This is a genomic window from Streptacidiphilus sp. P02-A3a (genome assembly GCF_014084105.1).
In the GTDB taxonomy this organism is placed as follows: Bacteria; Actinomycetota; Actinomycetes; order Streptomycetales; family Streptomycetaceae; genus Streptacidiphilus.
On record NZ_CP048289.1, the window covers coordinates 3,813,704 to 3,837,518 of the forward strand.

Annotated in this window: 22 protein-coding genes; 12 read left to right on the plus strand and 10 right to left on the minus strand. The window is 72.6% G+C overall.

Annotated features, from left to right (window positions below):
• The first annotated feature begins 51 nt into the window (after nucleotides 1-51).
• Nucleotides 52-654 carry a TetR/AcrR family transcriptional regulator gene (locus GXP74_RS17260; protein WP_182452356.1) on the plus strand — a complete coding sequence of 201 codons (603 nt, stop codon included), beginning with the start codon at nucleotides 52-54 and terminating at the stop codon, nucleotides 652-654.
• A gap of 19 nt (nucleotides 655-673) precedes the next feature.
• Here GXP74_RS17260 and GXP74_RS17265 read toward each other — a convergent pair whose 3' ends face one another.
• Nucleotides 674-1,648 (minus strand): Lrp/AsnC family transcriptional regulator, encoded by a 975-nt coding sequence (locus GXP74_RS17265; RefSeq protein WP_182452357.1) that lies wholly within the window; start codon nucleotides 1,646-1,648, stop codon nucleotides 674-676.
• A 150-nt stretch (nucleotides 1,649-1,798) separates the two neighbouring features.
• Between GXP74_RS17265 and GXP74_RS17270 the strand changes: the two genes are divergently transcribed.
• Nucleotides 1,799-2,833, plus strand: a complete 1,035-nt coding sequence (locus GXP74_RS17270; protein WP_182452358.1) for an NADP-dependent oxidoreductase — start codon at nucleotides 1,799-1,801, stop codon at nucleotides 2,831-2,833.
• Nucleotides 2,834-2,907: 74 nt separating this feature from the next.
• Nucleotides 2,908-3,654, plus strand: coding sequence for a helix-turn-helix domain-containing protein (locus GXP74_RS17275; protein ID WP_182452359.1), 747 nt, complete (start codon nucleotides 2,908-2,910; stop codon nucleotides 3,652-3,654).
• A 95-nt stretch (nucleotides 3,655-3,749) separates the two neighbouring features.
• Here the strand turns inward: GXP74_RS17275 and GXP74_RS17280 are convergent, their stop codons facing one another.
• From GXP74_RS17280 to GXP74_RS17290, 3 genes are all read right to left on the minus strand, one after another.
• Nucleotides 3,750-5,576, minus strand: a complete 1,827-nt coding sequence (locus tag GXP74_RS17280) for an adenylyl cyclase (RefSeq protein ID WP_182452360.1) — start codon at nucleotides 5,574-5,576, stop codon at nucleotides 3,750-3,752.
• 268 nt (nucleotides 5,577-5,844) lie between these two features.
• Nucleotides 5,845-7,035: a hypothetical protein gene (locus GXP74_RS17285; protein ID WP_182452361.1), complete on the minus strand. Its 1,191-nt coding sequence runs from the start codon at nucleotides 7,033-7,035 to the stop codon at nucleotides 5,845-5,847.
• 76 nt (nucleotides 7,036-7,111) lie between these two features.
• Entirely contained in the window at nucleotides 7,112-7,387 is a 276-nt protein-coding gene (locus GXP74_RS17290) for a helix-turn-helix domain-containing protein (protein ID WP_182452362.1), read from the minus strand.
• Between the two features lie 64 nt (nucleotides 7,388-7,451).
• Here GXP74_RS17290 and map point away from each other — a divergent pair, with 64 nt between their 5' ends.
• Nucleotides 7,452-8,219, plus strand: coding sequence for a type I methionyl aminopeptidase (gene map, locus GXP74_RS17295; protein WP_182452363.1), 768 nt, complete (start codon nucleotides 7,452-7,454; stop codon nucleotides 8,217-8,219).
• Between the two features lie 3 nt (nucleotides 8,220-8,222).
• On the opposite strand, the gene GXP74_RS41830 is transcribed toward map, so the two are convergent.
• The 4 genes from GXP74_RS41830 to GXP74_RS17310 all read right to left on the minus strand — a co-directional run bounded on the left by GXP74_RS41830 (nucleotide 8,223) and on the right by GXP74_RS17310 (nucleotide 11,329).
• Nucleotides 8,223-8,639, minus strand: coding sequence for an ATP-binding cassette domain-containing protein (locus GXP74_RS41830; protein ID WP_304940917.1), 417 nt, complete (start codon nucleotides 8,637-8,639; stop codon nucleotides 8,223-8,225).
• Nucleotides 8,636-10,075 (minus strand): ABC transporter ATP-binding protein/permease, encoded by a 1,440-nt coding sequence (locus GXP74_RS17300; protein WP_225448005.1) that lies wholly within the window; start codon nucleotides 10,073-10,075, stop codon nucleotides 8,636-8,638. Before GXP74_RS17300 ends, GXP74_RS41830 begins: the two co-directional genes overlap by 4 nt.
• A complete protein-coding gene (locus GXP74_RS17305) occupies nucleotides 10,072-10,644 on the minus strand; it encodes an NUDIX domain-containing protein (RefSeq protein ID WP_182452364.1) in 573 nt (190 codons plus the stop codon). Before GXP74_RS17305 ends, GXP74_RS17300 begins: the two co-directional genes overlap by 4 nt.
• A gap of 385 nt (nucleotides 10,645-11,029) precedes the next feature.
• On the minus strand, nucleotides 11,030-11,329 hold the full coding sequence (locus GXP74_RS17310) for a hypothetical protein (protein WP_182452365.1): 300 nt from the start codon (nucleotides 11,327-11,329) through the stop codon (nucleotides 11,030-11,032).
• A 161-nt stretch (nucleotides 11,330-11,490) separates the two neighbouring features.
• Between GXP74_RS17310 and GXP74_RS17315 the strand changes: the two genes are divergently transcribed.
• The 3 genes from GXP74_RS17315 to glgX all read left to right on the plus strand — a co-directional run bounded on the left by GXP74_RS17315 (nucleotide 11,491) and on the right by glgX (nucleotide 15,586).
• Entirely contained in the window at nucleotides 11,491-12,183 is a 693-nt protein-coding gene (locus GXP74_RS17315; RefSeq protein ID WP_182452366.1) for a TetR/AcrR family transcriptional regulator, read from the plus strand.
• A 61-nt stretch (nucleotides 12,184-12,244) separates the two neighbouring features.
• The gene (locus GXP74_RS17320; protein WP_182452367.1) at nucleotides 12,245-13,390 is read left to right on the plus strand and encodes an NAD(P)/FAD-dependent oxidoreductase; all 1,146 of its coding nucleotides are present in this window, start codon (nucleotides 12,245-12,247) and stop codon (nucleotides 13,388-13,390) included.
• 90 nt (nucleotides 13,391-13,480) lie between these two features.
• A complete protein-coding gene (gene glgX, locus GXP74_RS17325; RefSeq protein WP_182452368.1) occupies nucleotides 13,481-15,586 on the plus strand; it encodes a glycogen debranching protein GlgX in 2,106 nt (701 codons plus the stop codon).
• A 114-nt stretch (nucleotides 15,587-15,700) separates the two neighbouring features.
• On the opposite strand, the gene GXP74_RS17330 is transcribed toward glgX, so the two are convergent.
• Nucleotides 15,701-16,372 carry a GntR family transcriptional regulator gene (locus GXP74_RS17330; RefSeq protein ID WP_182452369.1) on the minus strand — a complete coding sequence of 224 codons (672 nt, stop codon included), beginning with the start codon at nucleotides 16,370-16,372 and terminating at the stop codon, nucleotides 15,701-15,703.
• A 135-nt stretch (nucleotides 16,373-16,507) separates the two neighbouring features.
• Here GXP74_RS17330 and GXP74_RS17335 point away from each other — a divergent pair, with 135 nt between their 5' ends.
• The 4 genes from GXP74_RS17335 (at nucleotide 16,508) to GXP74_RS17350 (ending at nucleotide 21,997) form a co-directional block, all read left to right on the plus strand.
• Complete coding sequence (locus GXP74_RS17335; RefSeq protein WP_182452370.1) at nucleotides 16,508-17,371, plus strand: fumarylacetoacetate hydrolase family protein; 864 nt, start codon at nucleotides 16,508-16,510, stop codon at nucleotides 17,369-17,371.
• 70 nt (nucleotides 17,372-17,441) lie between these two features.
• Entirely contained in the window at nucleotides 17,442-18,404 is a 963-nt protein-coding gene (locus tag GXP74_RS17340) for a VOC family protein (RefSeq protein WP_182452371.1), read from the plus strand.
• A 9-nt stretch (nucleotides 18,405-18,413) separates the two neighbouring features.
• The gene (locus GXP74_RS17345) at nucleotides 18,414-20,033 is read left to right on the plus strand and encodes a bifunctional 3-(3-hydroxy-phenyl)propionate/3-hydroxycinnamic acid hydroxylase (RefSeq protein ID WP_182452372.1); all 1,620 of its coding nucleotides are present in this window, start codon (nucleotides 18,414-18,416) and stop codon (nucleotides 20,031-20,033) included.
• The gene (locus tag GXP74_RS17350; protein WP_182452373.1) at nucleotides 20,030-21,997 is read left to right on the plus strand and encodes an acetoacetate--CoA ligase; all 1,968 of its coding nucleotides are present in this window, start codon (nucleotides 20,030-20,032) and stop codon (nucleotides 21,995-21,997) included. Before GXP74_RS17345 ends, GXP74_RS17350 begins: the two co-directional genes overlap by 4 nt.
• Here GXP74_RS17350 and GXP74_RS17355 read toward each other — a convergent pair.
• On the minus strand, nucleotides 21,967-22,779 hold the full coding sequence (locus GXP74_RS17355; RefSeq protein ID WP_182452374.1) for an IclR family transcriptional regulator: 813 nt from the start codon (nucleotides 22,777-22,779) through the stop codon (nucleotides 21,967-21,969). The genes GXP74_RS17350 and GXP74_RS17355 overlap by 31 nt on opposite strands.
• 145 nt (nucleotides 22,780-22,924) lie before the next feature.
• Between GXP74_RS17355 and GXP74_RS17360 the strand changes: the two genes are divergently transcribed.
• On the plus strand, nucleotides 22,925-23,809 hold the full coding sequence (locus tag GXP74_RS17360) for a cyclase family protein (protein ID WP_182452375.1): 885 nt from the start codon (nucleotides 22,925-22,927) through the stop codon (nucleotides 23,807-23,809).
• Nucleotides 23,810-23,815: the final 6 nt, after the last annotated feature.

A 23,815-nucleotide genomic window follows, 5' to 3' on the forward strand; every position in this document is an offset into this window, starting at 1 on the left:
TCGGGCGGGGTCCAAGGTACATAGCAAGTGTTTGGTATGTACGATAGCGCCATGCCGCCCGCCCGTGGAGACCACGAAGCCCGCCGTCGCGACGTCTCCGAGGCGGTGTGGGGCGTCCTCGCCGACAGCGGCTTCGGCGGGCTCACGCTGCGCGCCGTCGCGGCCCGGATGGGCGCCAGCACCGGCCTGCTGACCCACTACTTCCCCAGCAAGCAGGCGCTGGTGGCGCACGCGCTGGAGATCCTGGACCAGCGGCGCGAGCGCAGCCGGATCCCGGACGACGCCGACCGCCCGCCGGGCCTCGCCGAACTGCGCCGGGTGCTGCTGGAGATCCTCCCGCTGACCCCCGACTCGGCCGCGGAGAACCGGGTCTGGGTCAGCTCCTGGGACGTCTCGCTGGCCGACCCCGACCTGGCCCTGGCCCAGGCCGAGCGCTACCGGCGCTCCCGGGCCCGGCTGCGCGACCACGCGGCGGTGGCCCGCGCCGCCGGCGAACTGCCGCGCTCGGCCGACCCGGAGCTACTGGCCGCCGCCGCCATGGCCTTCGTCCACGGACTGGTGGTGCAGGCCCTGTTCGACCCGGCCGCGTTCCCGCCGGAACGGCAGACGGCGCTGCTCGACGACTTCCTGGGGTCGCTGCGGGCGCGGGGATGAGCGGCGGTCGGCCGGGCCGTCAGCCGCGCCCCGGCCGGTCCGCCGCGCCCGAGCGCTTGACCGTGCGTATGATCGGCGCGGTCTCGATCCCCCGGATCCCGGGCAGGCCGCCGACCCGGTTCGCGATGTACTCGTACAGCGCGTAGACGTCCGGGCACAGGACCGAGGCGAGCAGGTTGCTGGGACCGGTGGTGGCGGCGGCGAAGGAGATCTCCGGGTGCCGGGCCAGCGCCTCCCCGGCGGCGGCCAGCTGCCCGGGTTCGACCGAGATCCACAGCAGCGACGGGCTGGCGTAGCCGAGCAGCCGGTCGTCCACGTCGATGTCGAAGTACAGCGCGCCGCTCGCCCGCAGGTGCGCGATCCGGCGGCGGACCGTCGCCTCGTGCCAGCCGGTGGCCTCGGCCAGCGCCGCGTGGGTCGCCCGGCCGTCGCGGGCCAGCCCCGCCAGCAGCGCACGGTCGCCCTGGTCCAGCTCGACCGGTCCGGACCGGTCCGCCGCGGTGACCGGTGGCGGCGCCAGCAGCGCGGCCTGCTCGTCGGTCAGCGCGCAGGTGACGCCATGCCAACTGGTCGGGCCGCCCCGGAAGGTGTGCATCACGCAGTAGGCGCTGATGGCGGTCACCGGACGGGTGGCCGGGAGCTTCTTCAACAGCAGCGCGTCGCGGTCCCGTTCACCCTCGGCCTGGACGTTGCAGATGACCTCGGTACCGCCCGAGGCCAGTCGGATCCAATGGGTGTCGTCGCGCTTCGCCAGCGCCTCGGCGACGCTGCCGGAGGTCCCCGGCGCGCACTGCAGCCGCAGCACCCAGACCACATGCCCGAGCCGCCCCGGGTCGAGGCGGCCGTGCACCCGCAGCGCGCCCTCCTGGCTCAGCCGCCGGTAGCGGCGGGCGACGGTCTGGTCGGAGACCCCGAGCACCTCGGCGATCCGGCTGAACGCGGCCCGGCCGTCGACGTACAGGGCATGGATGAGCTGGCGGTCGACTGGATCCATGACTCGACACCCTACCGATGTCGGAAACCGGCGCGAATCAGCCGCTACCTGGAAGGGGTGGACGTCCCCGGGTGATCGTGGACCAGGGCCGACGACCAGCCCGAGACGATCCACCCGACGTGACGATCCACCCGACGTGAGGAGCACACCATGTCCGACCTGCCTCCGACCTGCCGCGAGGTGCGGCTCGCCGCCCGGCCCGACGGCCTGCCCGGACCGGAGCACTTCACGCTGGTGCGGACCCCGCTGCCGGTGCCCGGCGCCGGTCAGGTACTGGTCCGCAACCGCTTCTTCCGGGTCTCGGCCTCGCTGCGGATGATGATCAGCGAGGGCGCCGAGCAGGTCGAGGGGGTGCCCTTCCCGGCGCTGCGCCCGGGCGACCCGCTGGCCGAGGAGGCCGTGGGCGAGGTGGTCTCGGCCCCGGCCGGGAGCGGGCTGCACCCCGGCGACCTGGTCTCGCACCACCTCGGCTGGCGCGAGTACGCGGTGCTCGCCCCCGCCGCCTGCACCCGCCTCGACCAGGCGCTGCCGGACCCGGTGGCGCACCTGGGGCACGGCTGGACCGCCTACGCGGCGCTGACCCGGGGCGTCGAGCTGCGGCCCGGCGACACCGTGTTCGTCTCGGCCGGGGGCAGCGCCATCGGCTCGATGGCGGGGCAGATCGCCCGGCTGCTCGGCGCGGGCCGGGTGATCGGCAGCACCGGATCGCGGAGCAAGGCCGAGCGCCTGGTCGGCGAGCTGGGCTACGACGCGGCCGTGGTCCGGGACGCGGACCAGCCGCTCGCCGAACAGCTGGCGGCGGCCGCCCCCGACGGCATCGACGTCTTCCTGGACAACGTCGGCGGCGAGCAGCTGCGGGCCGCGGTCGGCGCGGCCCGCCAGGGGGCCAGGTTCGTCCTGGTCGGCGCCCTGTCCGGGCAGCTCGCGGCGCACGGCGCGGGCCGGACCGCCCCGGTGGAGCTGGACTCCTTCCCACTGCTGCTGAAGAAGATCACCATGCGCGGCTACAGCGCCGACGACAACCCCGAGGCGCGGGCGGAGTGGACCGAGCGCTTCGGCGGCTGGCTGCGCTCCGGCGGGATCAGCTTCCCGCACGTCCGGATCAGCGGCCTCGACCAGGCGCCGAACGCCCTGCTCGACGTCATCGCCGGACGCCATCTGGGCACGGTCGTGGTCGAGTTGTAGCCGGTCAGGGCCCACCGCGATGCGGTCGGGCCCGGCCCCCGACGGCGAGCGCTGGGCTCGGGGATACTGGGGGCATGTACCAGGAACGTGCCGCGCTGCTGATCCCCAGGGGGAAGGTGTGGACGCGGCAGTCCGAGTCCGAGGCGGCGGCCCGGGTACTGCCCGACGGCTGCATGGACCTGATCTGGCACGACGGCGACCTGCTGGTCGCCGGGCCGGACACGGCGGCGGTGCTGGTGCCCGGTCGGCCGGGCGAGCGCTACCAGGGGCTGCGCTTCGCGCCGGGGGTCGGCGGGGCGGTGCTGGGCGTCCCGGCGCACGAGTTGCGCGACCGCCGGGTGCCGCTGGCGGCGCTGTGGCCGCAGCGGGAGGTCCGGGTGCTGGCGGAGCGGGTGTCGCTGGCGGCGGACCGGGGGGCGGCGCTGGAGCGGCTGATCGTGGCCCGAGTGGACCGGGCGGACCCGCCGGACCCGGTGCGCGACGCCGTCGTGTCCGGGCTGCGGCACGGCCGGCGGGTCCCCGAGCTGGCCCGGCTGACGTACCTGAGTGAACGTCAGCTGCGGCGTCGCTGCCTGGAGTTGTTCGGCTACGGGCCGAAGACCCTGGACCGGGTGCTGCGGTTGCAGCGGGCCCTCGCCCCGGCCCGCCGAGGCGTCCCGCCGGCCGACGTCGCGGCCCGGGCCGGGTACGCCGACCAGGCGCATCTGGCCCGTGAGGTAAGGGCGTTGGCCGGAATCCCGCTGACCGAACTGCTGGCCTGCCCACCAGGTAGCGGCGCAGCGCCCGGAAGTCCTCCCAGTACTGCCGCAGCGCGATGCTGACCTCACCCCGACCGGCCGGGCAAAGGGATTTCGCCGGGTGCCCCGTGGCCGGAGGACGGTCCGGTCACGGGGCGGCTCGGTGGGGGCGGGGGCGGCTAGCCGGCCACGCCGTTCGAGTAGCCGGTGAGGTTGTAGGTGCCGAAGCCGTTCTGCACCGGTCCGCCGCTGTTGTTGATGCAGTGCAGGATGCCGCCGCCGCCCGCGCCGTTCAGGCAGACGATCATCAGGTCGGTGAAGACGACGCCGGGGGTGTCCGGCACCTCGTACGCGCGGTCGGTGTAGATGTTGGCCTGCAGGTCGAAGTAGCAGTAGCTGCCGAGACCCCAGGCCTGGTGGTCGGTGACCGAGTCGGCCACCTTGTAGGCCGCGTAGCCGTTGGTGGTGCCGTGCACCCAGGCGGACTGGGTGGGGACGTCGTAGGGGTGCTCGTTCTGGAAGAAGTAGGTGCGGCCGTGGTTGCCGCGCCACAGCACCTCGTACTTCTGATAGTGCTCGACGGCCAGGCCGTAGGCGGTCACCCGGTCGCCGTTCACCAGGAAGCCGGTGTCGGCCGGGTTGACCGACCAGCCGACGGTTCCGTCCAGGCCGTGGTCGGCGCGCCACAGCCAGAAGTTGTCGCAGATGACGTCGTTGCTGTCGAGCTGGACGCTGACGGTCGCGCTACCGGCGACGGCGCCGCCGATCCGGGCGTACACGTCGAACAGCACGGTCGGGTCGGCGGCGTGGTTGCGGCGGCTCGGTCCCTCGCCGACGCGCAGCAGTACCGGCGAGTCGGCGGAGGCGGCCTCCAGCAGCACCCCGGCCACGGAGACGCCGCCGATGTCGGCGACCTCGATCAGCGAGTTGCCGTGCGTGGCCTGGAGGGTGGCCAGGCCGAGGCCGAGCAGCACGGTGCCGGGGCGGGTGACCCGGATCGGTGCGGACAGCGGGTAGACGCCGGGGGTGAGCAGCAGGTGCTGGCCCCGGGCCAGGGCCTCGTTGATGCTCGCGGCGGAGTCGCCGGGCTGGGCCACGTGGAAGCGGGACAGCGGCAGGCTGTGCCCGGCGGCGGAGCCGGAGGCCCAGCTGGTGCCGGTGGAGTTCCGGTGCAGGGCGGGGACGAAGACGTGGTACGAGCCGTCCTTGGCGATGGTCAGGAAGGGCTTCTCGCGGACGGTCGGGGTCTTGTCCACCACGGTGTACGGCGGGCTGGGGAAGCTCTGGGCGGGCGCGCCCTCGACGCCGACGAAGACCATGTTCCAGTTGGAGCCGGTCCAGCTGCCGAAGCTGTCGTTGCGCGACAGCCACTGCTGCTGCGAACCCGACTGCACCTGGCCGTCCACCACGCTGTCGGCCAGGAAGCCGCCGCTGGACCACTGGTTGCCGGGCGGGCTCGGCCACAGCGAGAGGTCGCCCTTGACGTGGGTGCGGCGCATCGGCCCGGCCTGGGCCACCGCCCAGCGCTCCAGGCCGTCCGGCGGGACGATGCACAGGTTCTCGGCGGCCCGCCAGAAGTTCTGGGTGCCGTTGCCCTGCAGCCACTGGGCGTCGACGGTGACATGGCCGTTGATCACGACATCGTCGGGGGAGGCGCCGAGGCCCAGGACATGGGTGTAGAAGCCGACGTTGACGTCGACGTTGTACGTCCCGGGCTTGAAGGCCAGTGCGTAGCGCTGGGTGCCGAACTGGTTCGACTGCTGGGTGGTGAACACGGCGTCGACCTGGGCCTGGATCGCGGCGTCGCCCATCGACGGGTCGAAGACCAGCACGTTGGCGCCGAGGCCGGGAGTGCGGCCGGGGCCGTGGCCGTGACCGGCGGCGGACGCGGCGCCGGCGGGCTCGGCGGCGAAGGCGGAGCCGCCGGTGAGGGCCCCGGCCAGGGGCAGGGCGGCCAGCGCGGCGGTGCCGCGCAGCAGGCTGCGGCGGTTGGGGGTGAGTGACATGGCGCTCCCTGGAAAAGGTGGATGGGGAGGGCGGTGCGGTAGTCGGGGAGGCGCCTAGAGAGCGCTCTCTGCGAAGGGAGTGAAGCACTGGGGCTGTCACAGCGTCAAGAGCTGTCAGCCGTCGGGGCTTGGCGGGTTCTCCGGCGCCCGCCGACCGGCCATCGTCCTGAATTCGCAGCTGACACGCCCCGGCGCGGGGTGTAGGTTCGCTGCCCAGGACGTCGGACCGGTGGGGGCGCCGGACGCACGCGGGCGGTCCGGGCGCGGCTCAGCTCCCGGACGTCGCGAGCGCGTGCCGTCCGCGTTGCTGCGGCACTCCGTGGCGCCCGCCGCGCGTCGGGCGGCTGGGCGCGCAGAGCACGAACGCGGAGGAGACCACGACGAAGCCGAGTCGGATGAGTCCCTGCGCGGAGGGGGAGGGAACCAGCAGCGCGGTGCCGTAGAGCGAGATCAGCGCGGACCAGCTCCACCAGGGCACCAGGCGCCGCTGCCCCAGGGTGTCCCAGAGCAGGGTCCCCAGCAGGATGGCGGCGGTGTAGTAGGTGTAGACGCTGGGGTCCAGCAGGATCCGCGCGTCCGCGCCCAGCAGCACGACCCCGGCCCAGCGTCCGCGTCGCACGGCCAGGGCGCCCAGGGCCAGCCCCAGGCCGGTCTGCGCCGGGCGGTCCCACCAGGGGGTGGCGGCGCTGTGCACCCCGAACCAGCGCAGCGACGAGGCCGGTTGGTTGGGGATGGTGAACTTGGCGGCGGCCAGGGAGCTGAGGTCGCCCAGGTAGAACGGCAGCCAGGCGACGCCGATCGCGCCCGCGGCGGTGAGCAGCGCCGGGCGCCAGCTGGAACGGGGCAGCGCCAGCAGCAGCGGCAGGAAGTTCACGGCCCAGGGTTTCGAGTCCACCGCGAGGGCGAGCAGCAGGGCCGTCGGGATCGCCCGGCCCTGGACCAGCGTCCGCACCGCCAGTGTGGTGAAGAACAGCGCGAGCACGTCGTCGAGGTGGGCGAAGCGCACCGCGACCTCGGTCCACATCGGGATGAAGGCGAGACCGGCGATCAGCACCCGCTGCTGTAGTCGGCGGTGGTTGGTGCCGCTGCCGAGCAGGTGGTCGGCGGCGGTCCGGCCGACGAGTACCAGCATGTACAGCCCGAGCGCCGACATCAGCCCCTCGGCCAGGGCCTCGCCGATCGCGGGGGGAAAGGGCGAGAAGAGCCCGGCTGCGAGGAAGCTGACCGGGCCCATCTGGAGCTCCGGATGGTTGGCGTACAGCGCCAGCCCACCGCCCGGTATGGACCCGAGCAGCAGTTGTTCGCCGGTCCGGACGTAGTGCCAGGAGACCCCGCCGTGCGGTGACACCACGGCGAACCAGGCCACCGCCCACAGGGTCAGCAGGATGTGGTGCCGACGCACACGCGGTTGACGCCCACCGCGCCCGTCGTCGGGCCCGGTGCCCGCCAAGCTGTCCATTCCATTTGCCCCTCCTGTGGTCGCAGCGGAGATCATATGTAAGTCACATGAGAGCCCTTGCTCCGGGGCCATGCCGTCAGGCGGTCGCGGCCTCGATGTCGTCGGCGGCGTCCTGGGCGCAGGCGGTGGCCAGCACGTCCAGGGACAGGCCCAGGGCGTGGGCCAGGGCGGCGACGGTGAAGAAGGCCGGGGTCGGCGCCCGGCCGGTCTCGATCTTGCGAAGGGTCTCCGCGGACACCCCGGCCGCCGCCGCCACGTCCACCATGCTGCGGTCGCCGCGTGCCTCGCGGAGCAGGGCGCCGAAGCGTTCCCCGCGTCGCCGTTCCTGCGGGCTCAAAGGAGTTCTCACCATGACTGTGATACTAATACCGGTATAAGAATTGGGAAGCACCGCATCACTAGGAGTTGCGACACACATGGTGGAGATCAAGACCGACACCGCACTGGAGGCGATGCGGGAGGCCGGACGCGTGGTGGCGCAGGCGCTCGCCGCGGTCCGCGCGGCGGCGGCCGTGGGAGTGAGCCTGCGCGAGCTCGACGAGGCCGCCCGCACCGTGCTGACCACGGCCGGGGCCACCTCGCCGTTCCTCGGCTACCAGCCCTCCTTCGCCCCCGTCCCCTTCCCGGCGGTCATCTGCGCGTCGGTGAACGACGCCCTCGTGCACGGCATCCCCGACGACTACCGGCTCCGCGACGGCGACCTGGTCAGCATCGACTGCGGCGCCGGACTGGACGGCTGGACCGGCGACGCCGCGATCAGCTTCACCGTCGGCACCCCGCGCCCCGGCGACCTGGAGCTCATCGACGCCACCCAGCGGGCCCTGGACGCCGGGATCGCCGCCGCCACCGTCGGCCACCGGATGGGGGACATCTCGCACGCCATCAGCACGGTCGCCCGCGCCGCCGACTGCGGCATGCCGGGCGACTTCGGCGGCCACGGCATCGGCCGCCGGATGCACGAGGACCCGCACGTCCCCAACCACGGACGGCCCGGGCGCGGCTTCCCGCTGCGCCACGGGCTCGCCCTCGCCATCGAACCCATGCTGATGGCCGGGGGAAAGAACGACTACCGGACCGACCCCGACGGCTGGACCCTGCGCACGGTCGACGGCAGCCGCGCCGCCCACATCGAGCACACCATCGCCATCACCGAGGACGGCCCCCGGATCCTCACCCGGCTGTGACGCTCAGTCGCCGCCTCGGGGCGCGGGGACGCCGGTGTCGTCGTCCGCGACGTGCTGGAGCAGCCACAGCTCGTGGAAGAGCCGGCCCGGCTGGGCCAGCAGTTCGTCGTACGTCCCGCACTGGATGACCCGGCCCTTGTCCAGTACGTAGATCCGGTCGGCCAGGCGGACGTTCTGCAGCCGGTGGGTGACCAGGCAGACCGCGCGGTCCTCGGCCAGGACGCGCAGGTGCGAGAAGACCCGGTGCTCGCCCCGGGCGTCCAGGGCGGAGGTCGGCTCGTCCAGGACCAGCAGCGCGGCGGGCCGGTAGAAGGCGCGGGCGATCGCCAGCCGCTGCCACTGCCCGCCGGACAGCTCCTGCCCGCCCCAGAACGCACGGGCGAGGAGCGTGTCCAGCCCGCTGCGCAGGGTCGCGATCACCTGGTCCGCCCCGGCTCGCGGGTGTCCTGGCCGTCCCAGGTGACGGCGCCCTCCTGCGGCAGGAACAGACCGGCCAGCAGGCGGCCCAGGGTGGTCTTGCCGGAGCCGTTCTCGCCCACCAGGGCGATGATCTCGCCCCGCCGGACCTCCACGTCGACCCCGGCCAGGGCGGGCTCGGCCGCCTCCTCGTAGCGGTAGCCGACTGCCTCGGCCCGGATCACCGTGGCCCGGCCCGGGTCCGCGCTGCCCCGGGCCAGGGCGTGGCCGCCGACCTCGTCGAGGTAGGTGGCCCAGTCGTCGAGGAACATGCCGTAGCGGAACACCGAGCCGCCGTAGCCGATGATGCCCTGCAGGCTGCCGGCGGCGTTGCGCAGCGCGAACACCGCCGTTCCGGCCTTGGCCACGTCGATGTGGCCGGTCGCCAGCAGCACCGCCAGTACGCCCCAGGTCAGGCAGGAGGCCAAGCCGCCGCAGAGCGCCCCGATCACCCCGTACCGCGCGGCGATCGCCACCGCCCGGTCGTTGCTGGCGTCGACCCGGGCCCCGATCGCGTCGTAGCGGCGGATCAGGAACGGTGCCATGTGGTTGCTGCGCACCTGGTCGGCGGAGTTCTTGTCCAGCATCCACCAGCGCAGCAGGAACAGCGCCCGCCGCTCGCTGCTGGTCTCGTGGGTGGCCAGGTAGCCGGCGGTGGCCCCCTTGACGCTGGCGATGCCCTGCGGCAGCGAGGCCAGCATCAGCAGCGGCAGCAGCAGCGGGTGCAGGACGCAGACCACCACCGCGGCGGCGGCCAGTGACGCGGCCGAGGCGATGATGTTCTGCGCTCCGGAGAGCAGGTCCTGGATGGTCTGCGCGCCCCGGTCGGCGGCGTCCCAGCGGTCGGAGTAGCCGGGGCTGTCGTAGGCCGCCAGCTCGGCCTCCATGCCGCCGACCGCCAGCAGGCGCTCGGCGGCGCGGGCGACCTTGGGCGACAGCCGCTGCGACATGCCGCTGACCGCGAGCCCGAGGACCGCCCGCAGACCGGCCGTCCCGGCCAGGACCAGCACCGAGGGCAGCGCGGCGGTCAGCCGCGCGGTGATGTGTCCGGGGCCGATGATCGCGCTGATCGTCCCGGTGGTCGCCAGCAGGCCGCCCACCTGCAACAGGCCGGAGGCGAGCTGGCAGCCGAGCAGGGCGGCGGTGGCGCGGCGGTCGGTGTCCCAGGCGAGTCTCGTGGCCCGGCCGACCAGCCGCGGCAGGCGCGCGGCCATCGCCCGGCCGCTGAACCGCATCAGCTCCAGGGCGCGCTTGTCGGCGCCGAACTGGAGCCGCAACTGCTCGTCGAACTGCTCGTCGAACTGCTCCTCGGCCCCGGCGGCCCCGCCGGATTCGGCGGATTCGGCGGTCCCGGTGGGGGCGTCCTCGGTCGCGCTGGTGGTGCCGCTGGTCCGGGTCATGGCCGTGCTCCCGGGAATCCGTCGCCGCCGGATCCGGTCGGGCCGTCCGCGCCCGGCGCGGGCTCGTCCTCGCAGATGTAGGCCGCGACACCGCTCGTCCGGGCCTGGTGGGCGGCCAGCAGCCGACGCCAGTGGTACTCGCCCATGTCGGGCTGCCAGTCCTCCAGTTCACGCACCTCCCAGGCGTTGTGCTCCTGCGGGTCGAGCCGCACCTGCCGCAACTGCGCGGCGGTCAGCACCCCGCCGTCGAAGACGAAGCCCACCTTCGCCAACGGCCAGCCCTCGTTCGGGAGTCGGAAGCACACCGCGAGCAGGCGCGGCGGTCCCTCCAGCCGCAGCCCGGTCTCCTCGGTCAGCTCCCGCAGCGCCGCCTGCCAGGGCGTCTGCCCGAACTCGCAGTTCCCGCCGGGAAACTGCCATCGCTGCGGATGTTCGGGCAGGGCCGTGTGCAGTTGGAGCGGCCGGTCCGCCTCGTCGGTGAGGTAGAGGCAGCCGTACATCGTCGCTTGCTGGATGGTCCGCACGTACTGCTCGGGCGGGAGCCAGGGGGTGGTCGGCGGCGTGGTCATCACAACTCCTTCGGTTCGAAGGCGAGTCGGCGGGCGGGCAGGCATCGGCGGCGAACCCTCCCGTCACTCGCGGCCATCTGTCGAGCGCGCTGAGTCACTCTCTCAGACGCCACTGACAACGCCGCTCCCGGCGGGCGCGGAGGCACGCCCGTGTGCCCCCGGCGCGGGTGTCCGGCGGATCCCCCGGACGGCCGTCGCTCGGGCGCGCCTGGTCAACGGGGCGGAGCGGGCGCATGGTCAACGGGGCGCGGAGAACGGGCGGCAAGGAAACCGGCCCCGCTCGCGGGGCCGGTCACGCTCGGATCACCTTCAGGGGCGGGCGCTCACCGGCCCGGAGGCCGGAACCGGCGCGGCGGCCCGGCCCGCCGGCCGGGGCTCGCGGTGCTCAGGGCCAGACCGCGAAGCCGTCGCTCACCGGCGGCGGGGGCGGCAGCGGGAGGTAGTCGCAGTCGTAGAGTGCCCGCCGCAGCACCACGGCCGCCGTGTTGTCCGCCGCCATCTGGTCGGCCACGTCGACCAGGCAGGTGAACGCGTAGCTGGGCGGCTCGGGGGAGGGGGTGAAGGCCTGCGACCGGGCGTCGACCTGGGCGCCGTGCTGCGCCAGGGACTTCTCGACCTGCTGGAGTTCGTCGTCGCTCAGCGCGTCGGGGAACTCGAAGACGCTCTTTCCCGTGTACTCGGCCAAGGGACCACACCGCCTTTCGCTGAGGCAGTCTGCCGGTGGCCTGCCGCCGTCAGCATCAGGCTTCCCGCTCGGCGGACCCCGGGCCAGCCAGGACCGCCACTCGGGGGAGGGCGCGGCGTGGCGAACTTGTTCGTAACGAACATGTTCGTTACGCTGGATCCATGACAGCCCGGACCCCCGCCCCCCGCAGCCGCCGCGAGCGGCCCGCCAAGCCCGCCCTCAGCCACGAGGGCATCGTCGCCACCGCCGTCACCCTGATGCGGAGCGAGGGGCTGCGGCGGGTCACCATGCGCCGACTGGCGCAGGAGCTCGACACCGGACCGGCCTCGCTGTACGTCTACCTGGCGAACACCGCCGAGCTGCACGCGGCGATCCTGGAGGACCTGCTCGGCGCGGTCGACCTGGCCCCGGCGCGAGCGGGCGGCGACTGGCGGCAGCGGCTCGGCGACCTGCTCGGCCGCTACACCCGAGTGCTGTTCGAACACCCCGGCCTCGCCCACTCGGCGCTGGTGGCCCGGCCCTCGGGGCCGAACTACCTGGCGCTGGTCGAGACCGTCCTCGCGCTGCTGCACGAAGGCGGGGTGCCCGACGGGCAGGCAGCCTGGGGGGTGGACGTGCTGCTCCAGGTGGCCACCGCGACCGCCGCCGAGCAGTCCACCCGGGACCGCGGCACCGACACCGAGGCCGAGCACCACGCGCTGCTGGAGGCGCTCGGGCGGGTGACCGCCCGGTCGCACCCACGGATCGCGGCGCTCGGCCCCGACCTCACCTCCGGCACCCCCGAGCAGCGCCTGGCCTGGGTCTTCCGCGTGGTCATCAACGGCGCGCAAGCCACCCCCAGGCAGCCGGACTGACCCCCCCCACCGAGAACCGGCCGCCGGACAGCGGCCCCCGCAAGCGAATCGAGGCACCACCATGACGACCACCATCCACCACCCCGTCGCCATCGTCGGGGCCGGCCTGGGCGGACTCACCCTGGCCTGCGTCCTGCGCACCGGCGGCGTCGATGCCGCCGTCTTCGACCTGGACACCGACCGGCACGCCCGCACCCAGGGCGGCATGCTCGACATCCACGAGGAGTCCGGCCAGGCGGCCCTGCGCGCTGCCGGGCTCCACCAGGAGTTCCTGGGTCTGGTCATGCCCGGCGGGGAGGCCATGCGGGTCCTGGACAAGCACGCCACCGTCCACCTGGAGGCGAGCGACGAGGACTCCTCGCACGGCCGCCCCGAGGTGGACCGGGGCCGGTTGCGCGAGCTGCTGCTGGACGCCCTGCCCGAGGACGCCGTCCGCTGGGGCGCGAAGGCCACCGCCGCGCGCACCCTCGCCGACGGCCGCCACGAGGTCACCCTCGCCGACGGCACCGTGTTCACCGCCGACCTGCTGGTCGGCGCCGACGGCGCCTGGTCCAAGGTCCGCCCGCTGCTCTCCGACGCGGTGCCCGAGTACACCGGGATCTCCGTGGTCGAGAGCGACCTGCACGACGCCGACGTCCGTCACCCGGAGGCGGCCGCGACCGTCGGCGGAGGCATGCTCTTCGCCCTCGGCGACGGCCGGGCCTTCCTGGCCCACCGCGAGTCCGACGGCAGCCTGCACCTCTACACCAGCGTCCGCGCCGACCGGTCCTGGCTGGACGGGATCGACTTCGCCGACACCGAGGCCGCCAGGCAGGCGGTGCTGGAGCGGTTCACCGACTGGGACCCGAGCCTGCGGGCGCTGCTCGCCGACGCCGAGGGACCGCTGGTGCCGCGTCACATCGTGGCGCTGCCGGTCGGCCACCGCTGGCCGCGGGTGCCCGGCGTCACGCTGCTCGGCGACGCCGCCCACGTGATGTCGCCGTTCGCCGGAGAGGGCGCGAACAACGCCATGCAGGACGGCGCCGAACTCGCCCGGGCACTGCTGGAGCACCCCGGCGACACCGAGGCCGCGCTGGCCCGGTACGAGCAGGCGATGTTCCCCCGGGCGCAGGACGCCGCCGCGGAGTCCGCCGCCAACCTGCTCCTGTGCTTCGCCGACGACGCCCCCAAGGGCCTGCTCGACCAGTTCGCCGCACCCCACGAGTGAACGCCGCAAACCAACGCCCGGCGGCGTCGGTTCGGAGCGAGCCGGGGTCGGGCGGGTGTGTGCTGTCCCCCCGCGGGGCAGCCGCATCCCATGACGACGATACGGCCCGGCCGCTCCTATCCACTGGGAGCCACCTACGACGGCTCCGGCACCAACTTCTCGCTCTTCTCCGAGATCGCCGAACAGGTCGAACTGGTGCTGATCGCCGACGACGGCACCCAGGAGTGCGTCACGCTCACCGAGGTGGACGGTTACGTCTGGCACGCCTACCTGGAGGGAGTGCACCCGGGCCAACGGTACGGCTTCCGTGTGCACGGCCCCTACCAGCCCGAACGGGGTCATCGCTGCAACCCCTCGAAACTGCTCCTGGACCCGTACGCCAAGGCGATCGACGGGCAGCCGGACGGCGACCCGGCCCTGTTCGGCTACCTCTTCGACAAGCCCGAGGAGCCGAACACCGCCGACAGCCTGGGCCACACCATGCTCTCCGTCGTCAGCGACCACACCTTCGACTGGGGGGACGACCGGGCCCCGGACCTCGCCTACCACCACTCGGTGATCTACGAGGCACACGTCAAGGGGATGACCCGCGACCACCCCGACCTGCCCGAGGAAATCCGGGGCAGCTACGCCGGTATCGGCCACCCCGCGATCATCGAACACCTCCGCACGCTCGGCGTCACCGCCATCGAACTCATGCCCGTGCACCAGTTCGTCCAGGACGGGCACCTGCGCGAGCGGGGGCTGTCCAACTACTGGGGCTACAACACCATCGGGTTCTTCGCTCCGCACAACGGCTACTCCTCCTCCGGCACCCGTGGCCAGCAGGTGACCGAGTTCAAGCAGATGGTCAAGAACCTGCACGCGGCAGGCATCGAGGTCATCCTGGACGTGGTCTACAACCACACCGCCGAAGGCAACGAGCAGGGCCCCACCCTCTCCTTCCGGGGCATCGACAACAACGCCTACTACCGGCTGGTCAACGACGACCCGGCGCACTACTTCGACACCACCGGTACCGGCAACAGCCTGCTGATGCGCCACCCCAGCGTGCTGCAACTGATCATGGACTCGCTGCGCTACTGGGTCACCGAGATGCACGTCGACGGCTTCCGCTTCGACCTCGCCTCCACCTTGGCCCGGCAGTTCCACGAGGTCGACAAGCTCTCCGCGTTCTTCGACCTGGTCCAGCAGGACCCGGTCATCAGCCAGGTCAAGCTCATCGCCGAACCCTGGGACATCGGCGACGACGGCTACCAGGTCGGCATGTTCCCGCCGCTGTGGACCGAGTGGAACGGGCGGTACCGCGACACGGTCCGCGACTTCTGGCGCGGAGCCGAGGCCACGCTGCCCGAGTTCGCCTCCCGCATCGCCGGCTCGGCCGACCTGTACAAGCACGACCGGCGGCGGCCGCTGGCCAGCATCAACTTCATCACCGCACATGACGGCTTCACCCTGCGCGACCTCGTCTCCTACAACGACAAGCACAACGAAGCCAACGGCGAAGACGGCAACGACGGGGACAACAGCAACAGCTCCTGGAACTGCGGCGCCGAAGGCGACACCGACAACCAGGAGGTCCTCGACCTCCGCGCCCGCCAGCAGCGCAACCTGCTGACCACACTCCTGCTCTCGCAAGGCGTGCCCATGATCGCCCACGGCGACGAACTCGGCCGCACCCAGCTGGGCAACAACAACGCCTACTGCCAGGACAGCGAACTCACCTGGATCAACTGGGACCTCGACCAGGCACAACGCGACCTGCTGGACTTCACCCGCCGACTGGTCCACCTGCGCCGGACCCATCCGATCCTGCGCCGGAGGCGCTTCTTCCAAGGAGCCGGTACCGGTGAGCAGATCGGCGACATGGTCTGGCTCCTGCCCGACGGTCAGCAGATGCAGGACACGCACTGGCACTGGGAGGAGGCCCGCGCGGTGGCGGTCTTCCTCAACGGGGACGCCATAACCGAACCCGACCAGCAGGGCGACCGGGTTACCGACGACTCCTTCCTCATCATGTTCAACGGCCACCACGAGCCCGTCGACTTCCGTCTCCCCGGCAAGGAGTACGGCCGGACCTGGGACATCGCCGTCGACACCGCCCACCCGCTCGGCCAGGACGGTCTTGAGGAACTACAGGCCGAAAGCACCGTCCGTCTCGACGGACGCAGCACCCTGGTCCTCATCCGCCGCTGACACCGCACCCGCCGGGGAAGCCGACCGCCGCCGGGGTCCTCGGCTGCGAACCGGCCCGAGAGGAGCGGGAGCCGGGCGCGGTACCGGCGGGCTGTGGTCGGCCACGGGGGACGACTACGTGGCGGTCGCGTGGATCACCGCGCGCAGGGAGGCGGAGGTGCGGTCGATGTGCTGGGCGAGGAGTTCGGCGGCTGCGGCCGCGTCGCGGGAGAGGACGACGTCCAGCAGTTCCTGGTGTTCCCGGGCCACGTTGCGTTCGTAGTCGTGGCCGACCGGGCGCGACCAGCGGCGGTAGATCGCGGCGGCGTCGCGCAGGTTCGTGGCGACGGCCAGCAGGCGGTCGTTTCCGCATCCCTCCAGGAGCGCCTGGTGGAAGCGCTCGTGCACGGCGAACCAGTCGCCGCTGACGTGGCCGTCGGGCAGGATGGCCGGGGTGCTGGCCAGGTGGTGGTGGGCGGCGACGGCTGAGGACTCCCACTGGATGTCCCCTCGCTCGACCGAGCGGCGCAGCACCATGGACTCGATCTCGGTGCGGGCCTCGGTGAGTTCGTTGAGGTGTTTGAGCGACAGGGCGATCACACTGAAGCCCTGCTGGGGCGCGGCGGTGACCAGGCCCTGTTCGGACAGGCGGGTCAGCGCCTCGCGGATGACGGACTGGCTGACCCCGAACCGTTCCGCGAGCTCGACCAGCCGCAGGCGCTGCCCGGGGTCCAGCTCGCCGTGGAAGATCTCCTCGCGGATCTGCGCGTGGACCGCGCCCGCCCGTGTCGCCTTCTCTCCCGCCATGGCGTACAGGTTAGCAGATAACCGCCAGATGGAGAGATTAGCGTTAATCCATTGCCTTCTCGCTAAGTTGTGTGAACACTACGGTGCATACGCCGAGGCGTTGCACACCGAACACGACTACAGCGGGAGACACAGATGCGCGTGGCCAACATCGACGGACGGCTGGCCCTGGGCCGCGCCGACGGCTACCTCGACGTGGCCGGTGCGAGCGGGGGCCGCTTCGGACCGGATCCGCAGGCGGCGTTCGCCGACTGGGACGCCTTCGCCCGCTGGGCCCAGGAGTACCTGGCGGCCGCTCCGGACGACCCCGCGACCAGCCTCGACCCGGGTGCGGGAGCCGTCCGGGGAGCACCGGTGCCCCGCCCGGCCCAGGTGTTCGCCATCGGCCTGAACTACCGCGACCATGTGGCCGAGGCCGGGCTGCAGATCCCGGAGGAACCGGCTGTCTTCACCAAGTTCCCCACCTCGCTCACCGGCCATGGGCAGAGCGTCACCCTGCCGGAGGGGCTGGTGGACTGGGAGGCCGAGCTGGTGCTGGTCATCGGCCGCCACTGCCACCGGGCCACCCGCGCGAACGCCTGGTCCCACGTCGCCGGGCTGACCGTGGGGCAGGACCTCTCCGAGCGGCGACTGCAGTTGACCGGCCCCGCGCCGCAGTTCTCACTCGGCAAGTCCTACCCGGGCTTCGCCCCCACCGGTCCCGAGCTGGTCACGCTCGACGAGTTCGCCGACCCCGACGACCTGGAACTGGGCTGCATGCTTGAGGGCGGTGAGGTGCTGCAGAAGAGCCGCACCTCGAACATGATCTTCGATGTGCCGGAGCTGATCGTCCGGCTGTCGGCGGTCTGCCCGCTGCTGCCCGGGGACCTGGTCTTCACCGGTACCCCCGCCGGTGTCGGCGGTGCCCGCACCCCGCAGAAGTTCCTGGCCCCCGGCGACATCCTGATCACCTGGGTCGAAGGGGTCGGCACTCTGCGCAACCCGATGCGGGGCAGCTGAGCCGCAGCGCCCTTCCTCGCGAGAAGAAGTCCGTCAAGAGAGAACGTCCGTCTGAAGAAAGGTGGCAATGATGCCACTGCACCGCCTGACCCAGATCGTCATGGGTGTGCCGAACGTCGAACAGACCGCCGCCTACTACCGGGACTTCGGCCTGACGCCGAGCAGCGGCCCCCTGGACGCCGCCGCGCCGCGGCACGGCGGGCACAGCTTCTCCACCGTCGACGGCGGGGAGCAGCTGCGGATCGTCCGCACCCCCCGCCGTCGGCTGGTCGAGCTCGGTGTCGGTGCCGACGACCCGGACGACCTGGACCGGGTCGCGGTGTCCTTGGCGAAGCTCGGCGTCCAGGTGGAGCGGACCGCCACCGGCGTGTCCGCCGTCGACCCCGGCACCGAACTGCTGGTCCGGGTCGAGCTCTCCCCCCGCTGCGAGCAGCGGCCCACGCCGCCGCCGCCCTACAACGCGCCGGGCATCGCCGCCCGGGTGCAGGAACGCGCGCCCGGCATCCTGCGCGAGGGGCCGGTCCGCCCCCGCAAGCTGGGGCACGTCGTGCTCGGCTCCACCGACCAGGAGTTCTCGCAGCGGTTCTTCCAGCAGGGCGTCGGGCTCAAGGTCAGTGACACCGTGCCGGGCCTGGCCGCGTTCATGCGCTGCTCCAGCGACCACCACAACGTGCTGGTGCAGCAGGCGCCGGTGGCGTTCCTGCACCACACCTCCTGGCAGGTGGACGACGTCGACGAGGTCGGCCGCGGGGCCACCACCATGCTGGAGGCCGACCCCGCCCGGCATGTCTGGGGCCTGGGACGGCACTTCCTCGGCTCCAACTTCTTCTGGTACCTCAAGGACCCGGCCGGCACCTTCTCCGAGTACTACTCCGACCTGGACTGCATCGTCGAGGACGCGCTGTGGAAGCCGGGTGAGTGGGAGGGAGCGAAGGCACTGTGGGCGTGGGGGCCGCCCCCGCCGCCGTCCTTCCTCGCCCCTGAGGACCTCGCGGAGCTGATGACCGGGGCCCACGCCGGCCCGGCGAAGTAGGAGCCGGTGATGACACCTCACGACGACCGCCCCACGGACTGCGACGTCCTGGTGATCGGGGCCGGGCCGGTCGGCCTGGCCTGCGCCCTCCTGCTGGCGCGGGACGGGTGGACGGTGACCGTCCTGGAACGGTGGCCCTCGCCCTATCCCCGGCCCCGGGCGGTGCACTTCGACGACGAGGTCGGCCGCCTGCTGGCCGGTGCCGGGCTCGGCGACCGGCTCGCCGAGCTCACCGAGGCCGGTGACACCTACGAGTGGCGCAACGCCGACGGTGCCACGCTGCTGCGGTTCGACTGGTCCGGGCTCGGCCCCTCCGGCTGGCCCACGGCGTCGATGATGCACCAGCCGGACCTGGAGCGGGCCCTGGTGGAGACCGCCGAAGCCGATCCGGCGATCATGGTGATGCGTGGACACGAGGCCGTCGAACTCGTCCAGCACGCCGACTCGGTGACGGTCACCACGCGCGACGGCCTCGGCGACGAGCACCGCTTCACCGCCCCCTGGGTCGTCGGCTGCGACGGGGCCAACAGCTTCGTGCGCACCCGCATGCCCACCGAGATGCTGGACCTGGGCTTCTTCTACGACTGGCTGATCGTCGACGTGCGCACGCAGCAGGACCGCGTCTGGAGCCCCGCCAACCTCCAGATCTGCGACCCGGCCAGGCCCACCACCGTCGTGTCCGGCGGCCCCGGGCGCAGGCGCTGGGAGTTCATGCGGATGCCCGGCGAGAGCGTGGAGGAACTCAACACCGAGGCCACCGCCTGGAAGCTGCTGGCGCCCTGGGACCTCACGCCCGACAACTGCACGCTGGAACGGCACGCCGTCTACACCTTCCAGGCCCAGTGGGCGGACGTCTGGCGCGCGGGCCGGCTGCTGCTGGCCGGGGACGCCGCGCACCTGATGCCGCCCTTCGCCGGGCAGGGCATGTGCTCGGGCATCCGCGACGCGGCCAACCTGGCCTGGAAGCTCGGCCTCGTCCTGCGCGGTGCGGCCGACCCGGCGGTGCTGGACACCTACGGCAGTGAACGCAGCGCACACGTCCAGCACGCGATCGGCATGTCCGTCGAACTCGGCAAGGTCATCTGCGTCACTGACCCCGCCGCCGCGACCGGGCGGGACAGCGCGATGATCGCGCTGGGGGCGGACCCGGAGCGCATCCTGCCCCCGCTGCCCCCGCCGACCCTCAGCAACGGCGTCATCTCGGGCGGCCCGGCCGACCCCTCGGCCGGTCAGCTCAGTACGCAGCCGCGGGTCCGCCATCGCGGCCGTACCGGGCTGCTGGACGAGGTGGTGGGCCACGGCTTCGTGCTGGCCGCCACCACCGACCCCCGCACCGTCCTGACGACCGAGCAACTCGCCTTCCTGGAAAGGATCGGCGCCCACCTGCTGCACCTGGCACCGGTGGACGTCGAAGCCGATCCGCAGGTCGCCGGGTACGACGTCGACGAGGTCCTGCTGCCGCACCTCCGGGAGGCCGGGCACGCGGGCCTGCTGATCCGCCCCGACCACTACATCTTCGGCACGGCCCGCACCCCTGAGGAGTTGTCGGCGCTGGTCGACGAGCTCCGGCAGCAGCTCACCGCAACCCCGGCTCCCTCGGCTCCCGCGACTCCGGCGGGTGACGCATGACCGCGGCACCGATCTGGACGCCCGACCCGGCCGCCGTGGCCCGCTCACGGATCGCCCGCTTCACCGAGTTCGTCGCGGCCAGGACCGGCACGTCCCACCCCGACTACCCATCGTTGTGGCAGTGGTCGGTGCGGGACCTGGACGGGTTCTGGGCGGCGGTGTGGGAGTTCTTCGACCTCCGCTCCAGCGCGCCGTACGACAGCGTCCTCGACGACGCGCCCATGCCGGGCACCCGCTGGTTTCCCGGCGCACGGCTCAACTACGCCGAACACGCGCTGCGCGCCCGGGGTCGGGAGACCGCGCTCGTCTCGGTCGCCGAGGACGGAACCACCACCCGTACCAGCCGGGACGAACTGCGGCGCCAGGTCGGCTCGCTGGCGGCCTGGCTGCGCCGCAACGGCGTCACCGCGGGGGACAGGGTCGTTGGCTACCTGCCCAACACCGTGCACGCGGCCGTCGCCTTCCTGGCCGCCGCCAGCATCGGGGCCGTCTGGTCCGCCTGCGGCCAGGACTACGGTGCCCCCGGCGCGGCCGCCCGCTTCGCCCAACTGGAGCCCGTCATCCTGTTCGCGGCCGACGGCTACCGGTGGAACGGCACGGCACACGACCGCCGCACCGAGGCGGATGAACTCCGTGACGCGCTGCCCAGCGTGCGGCACACCGTGCGCGTGCCCTGCCTCGGACTGCTGACGACCGACGACCCGTGCTCGTCCGACTGGGCCGAGGTGACCGGCGGTACCGAGGAGCCCGTCTTCGAGCAACTGCCGTTCGACGCCCCGCTGTGGGTGCTGTTCTCGTCCGGGACGACGGGCACGCCGAAGGGGATCGTGCACGGGCACGGCGGCGTGCTGCTGGACCACCACCGGCTGCTGGGTCTGCACCTGGACCTGAATCCCGGCGACCGGTTCCTCTGGTACACGACCACGAACTGGATGATGTGGAACCTGGTGGTCTCCGGCCTGCTGGTCGGCGCCGTCCCGGTGCTCTACGACGGCAGCCCCAACCACCCGGGCCCGCAACGGCTGTGGGAACTGGCGGCGGAACACCGGACGCCGGTCCTGGGCGTGAGCCCCGGCTACCTCCAGGGCTCGGCCAAGGCCGGACTCGAACCCGGGCGCGACCTCGACCTCTCCGCCCTGCGGGTGCTCGGCTCCACCGGCGCGCCGCTGGCCGCCCAGCCCTACCACTGGGTCCGGGAACACGTCGGGGAGCGGGTGCAGGTCGCCTCGCTCAGCGGGGGCACCGACATCGTCAGCGGATTCGCGGGCAGCGCCCCCACCACCCCGGTCTGGGCCGGAGAGATCTCCGCCCCGCTCCTCGGCGTCGCGCTGGAAGCCCGGGGCGCGCACGGCCACCCGGTCACCGACGAGGTGGGCGAACTGGTGGTGACCCGACCGCTGCCGTCGATGCCCCTGTACTTCTGGAACGATCCCGACGGCTCGCGCTACCACGACGCCTACTTCGACGCCTGGCCCGGCGTCTGGCGCCACGGCGACTGGATGACCCGCACCGCACACGGCAGTGTCGTCGTCTCCGGCCGTTCCGACTCCACCCTCAACCGGCAGGGAGTCCGCCTCGGCAGCGCCGACGTCTACGCGGTGGTCGACGGGCTGCCCGGGATCAGGGAGAGCCTGGTCATCGGCGCCGAACTGGCCGACGGCGGGTACTGGATGCCGCTGTTCGTGGTGATGGAACCCGGCCACGAGCTCACCGACGCCCTGCGCGCCCTGATCACTACCAGCATCCGCACCCAGGCATCGCCCCGCCACGTCCCCGACACGATCCTGGCCGTCCCCGCCGTGCCCCACACCAGGACCGGAAAGAAGCTGGAGGTACCGGTCAAGCGCCTCCTCCAGGGCGCGTCGATCAGTGACGTGGTCAGCCGCGAGGCGGTCGCCGACTTCGACGCCCTCGCCTACTTCAGCCGCTTCGCTCACCGGGCGACTTCGGTCTCCAGCAACTGACGCGAGATCGCTCGGGCGGTGGCGCGCACGGCCGGTACGTAGGCAGCCGGATCGAACTCCGGGCTCGGGGCGACCACCGACAGGGCGGCGACCACGCCCTCCCGGGCGCGAACGGGTGCGGCGACCGTCGTGCGCGGGGCCGCCGGATCGAGCCGGCGTGCCACGGCGTAGTCGCCTCTCCTGATCTCCGCGAGGCTACGGCGCAACTCCTCGGTGGTGCGGATGGTGGTGTCGCCCTCGCCGGAGACGAAGTCCCGCAGGACCTGTTCCTGGACGCCGACCGGTGCGTTCGCGAGCAGCACCAGGCCGACTCCGGTCGTCGTCAGTGCCATCCGCTCGCCGACCCGGAACCTAACCGGTACGGCGTCGTGTGCGGAGAGCCGCTCCACCAGCAAGGCCTTGTCGTGGTCGCGCACGGCCAGCAGCACGTGCTGGCCGGTGACATGAAAGAGGTCCTCCATGAACGGCATCGCCACGGCCCGCAGCCCGTGTCCGCGCGGCGCGAGCGAGGCGATCTCCAGCAGCCGCAGACCGACGACGAAGCGGCCGTCGTCGAGCCGTTCGAGTGCGCCGACGTCGGTCAACTGCCGGGCGAGGCGCAGCGCGGTGCTGCGCGGCATGCCGGTTCGACGGGTGAGACCCGCCAACGGCAGGGCCCGGTTCTCCGAGTCGAAGCAGCTGAGCAGCGCGAACGCCCGCTCGATGAGCGCCTCGCCCGCGGCTGGATTCGCTCCCCGCGAGGACGCCGCCTTGCCTTCTGATGGTCTATCCGCTGACTTCATGAGTTTCCGTTCCACTCAGTGGCACAGTCGGTGCCATTATCACCCACCGCTCCTAGCATGACGACACTCAGCGGAAATTCTCTGGAAACCTCCCCGACATGTGGGGGCTCTCTCCGGCCTGGATGAAAACGCAGGTGACCGAGCAATGACGACACCCGACAGCACCGAGGACCTTCCCACGAACTGGGGTCGATGGGGTCCGGACGACGAGCTCGGCACCTTGAACCACATTTCGGACGCCGCCCGTGCCCGCGGGGTGGCGGCGGCGCGCATGGGTCGGGTGGTCTCGCTCGCCCTCCCGGTGCGGCCCGCGCCGCTCGCCGGCCCGGTCCCCTTCGCGACCGGCCCCCAGCCCGCCGGCGTCATGCAGATGATGAACTTCAACGGATCGCCCACGCGGGCGCTGACCGACGTGCTGATCGTCAACACCCACCACGGCGCCGTCACCCACATCGACGCCCTGGCCCACATCCCCCTCGGCGACCAGGTGTACCCGGGCGTCCCCATCGCCCGGGCGGTCGTCGGCGGAACGGTCCAGCACGGCTCCACCACCCCCTTCGCGGCCGGGATCACCACCCGGGGCGTCCTGCTCGACCTCGCCCCGCAGGGGCGGCTGAGACCGGGCCACCTGGTGACCGGCCAGGACCTCGACGAAGCCGAACAGCGCGCCGGCGTCCCCCTCGAATCCGGCGACGCACTCGTCGTCCGGGGAGGTTGGCGGATCGCCGACCACCTGGGGGAGCCGGTACCGGCCATGACCGTCGATGCCGTGCGGTGGATGGCCGAGCGTGAGGTCAGCCTCTACGCCGGTGACATCGGTGACCCGCCACCGATTCGTCCGAGTGGACCCCTGGCCATGCACCAGGTCGCGCTCGCGCGGCTGGGCATGCCGCTGATCGACAACGCCGAGGTGACCGCCCTGGCCGCGGCCTGCCACGAACTCGACCGCCACAGCTTCCTGTTCGTGGTCGCCGCTGCTGCGATCACCGGTGCCACCGGCCTGCCGGTCAACCCCCTGGCCATCTTCTGATCCGCC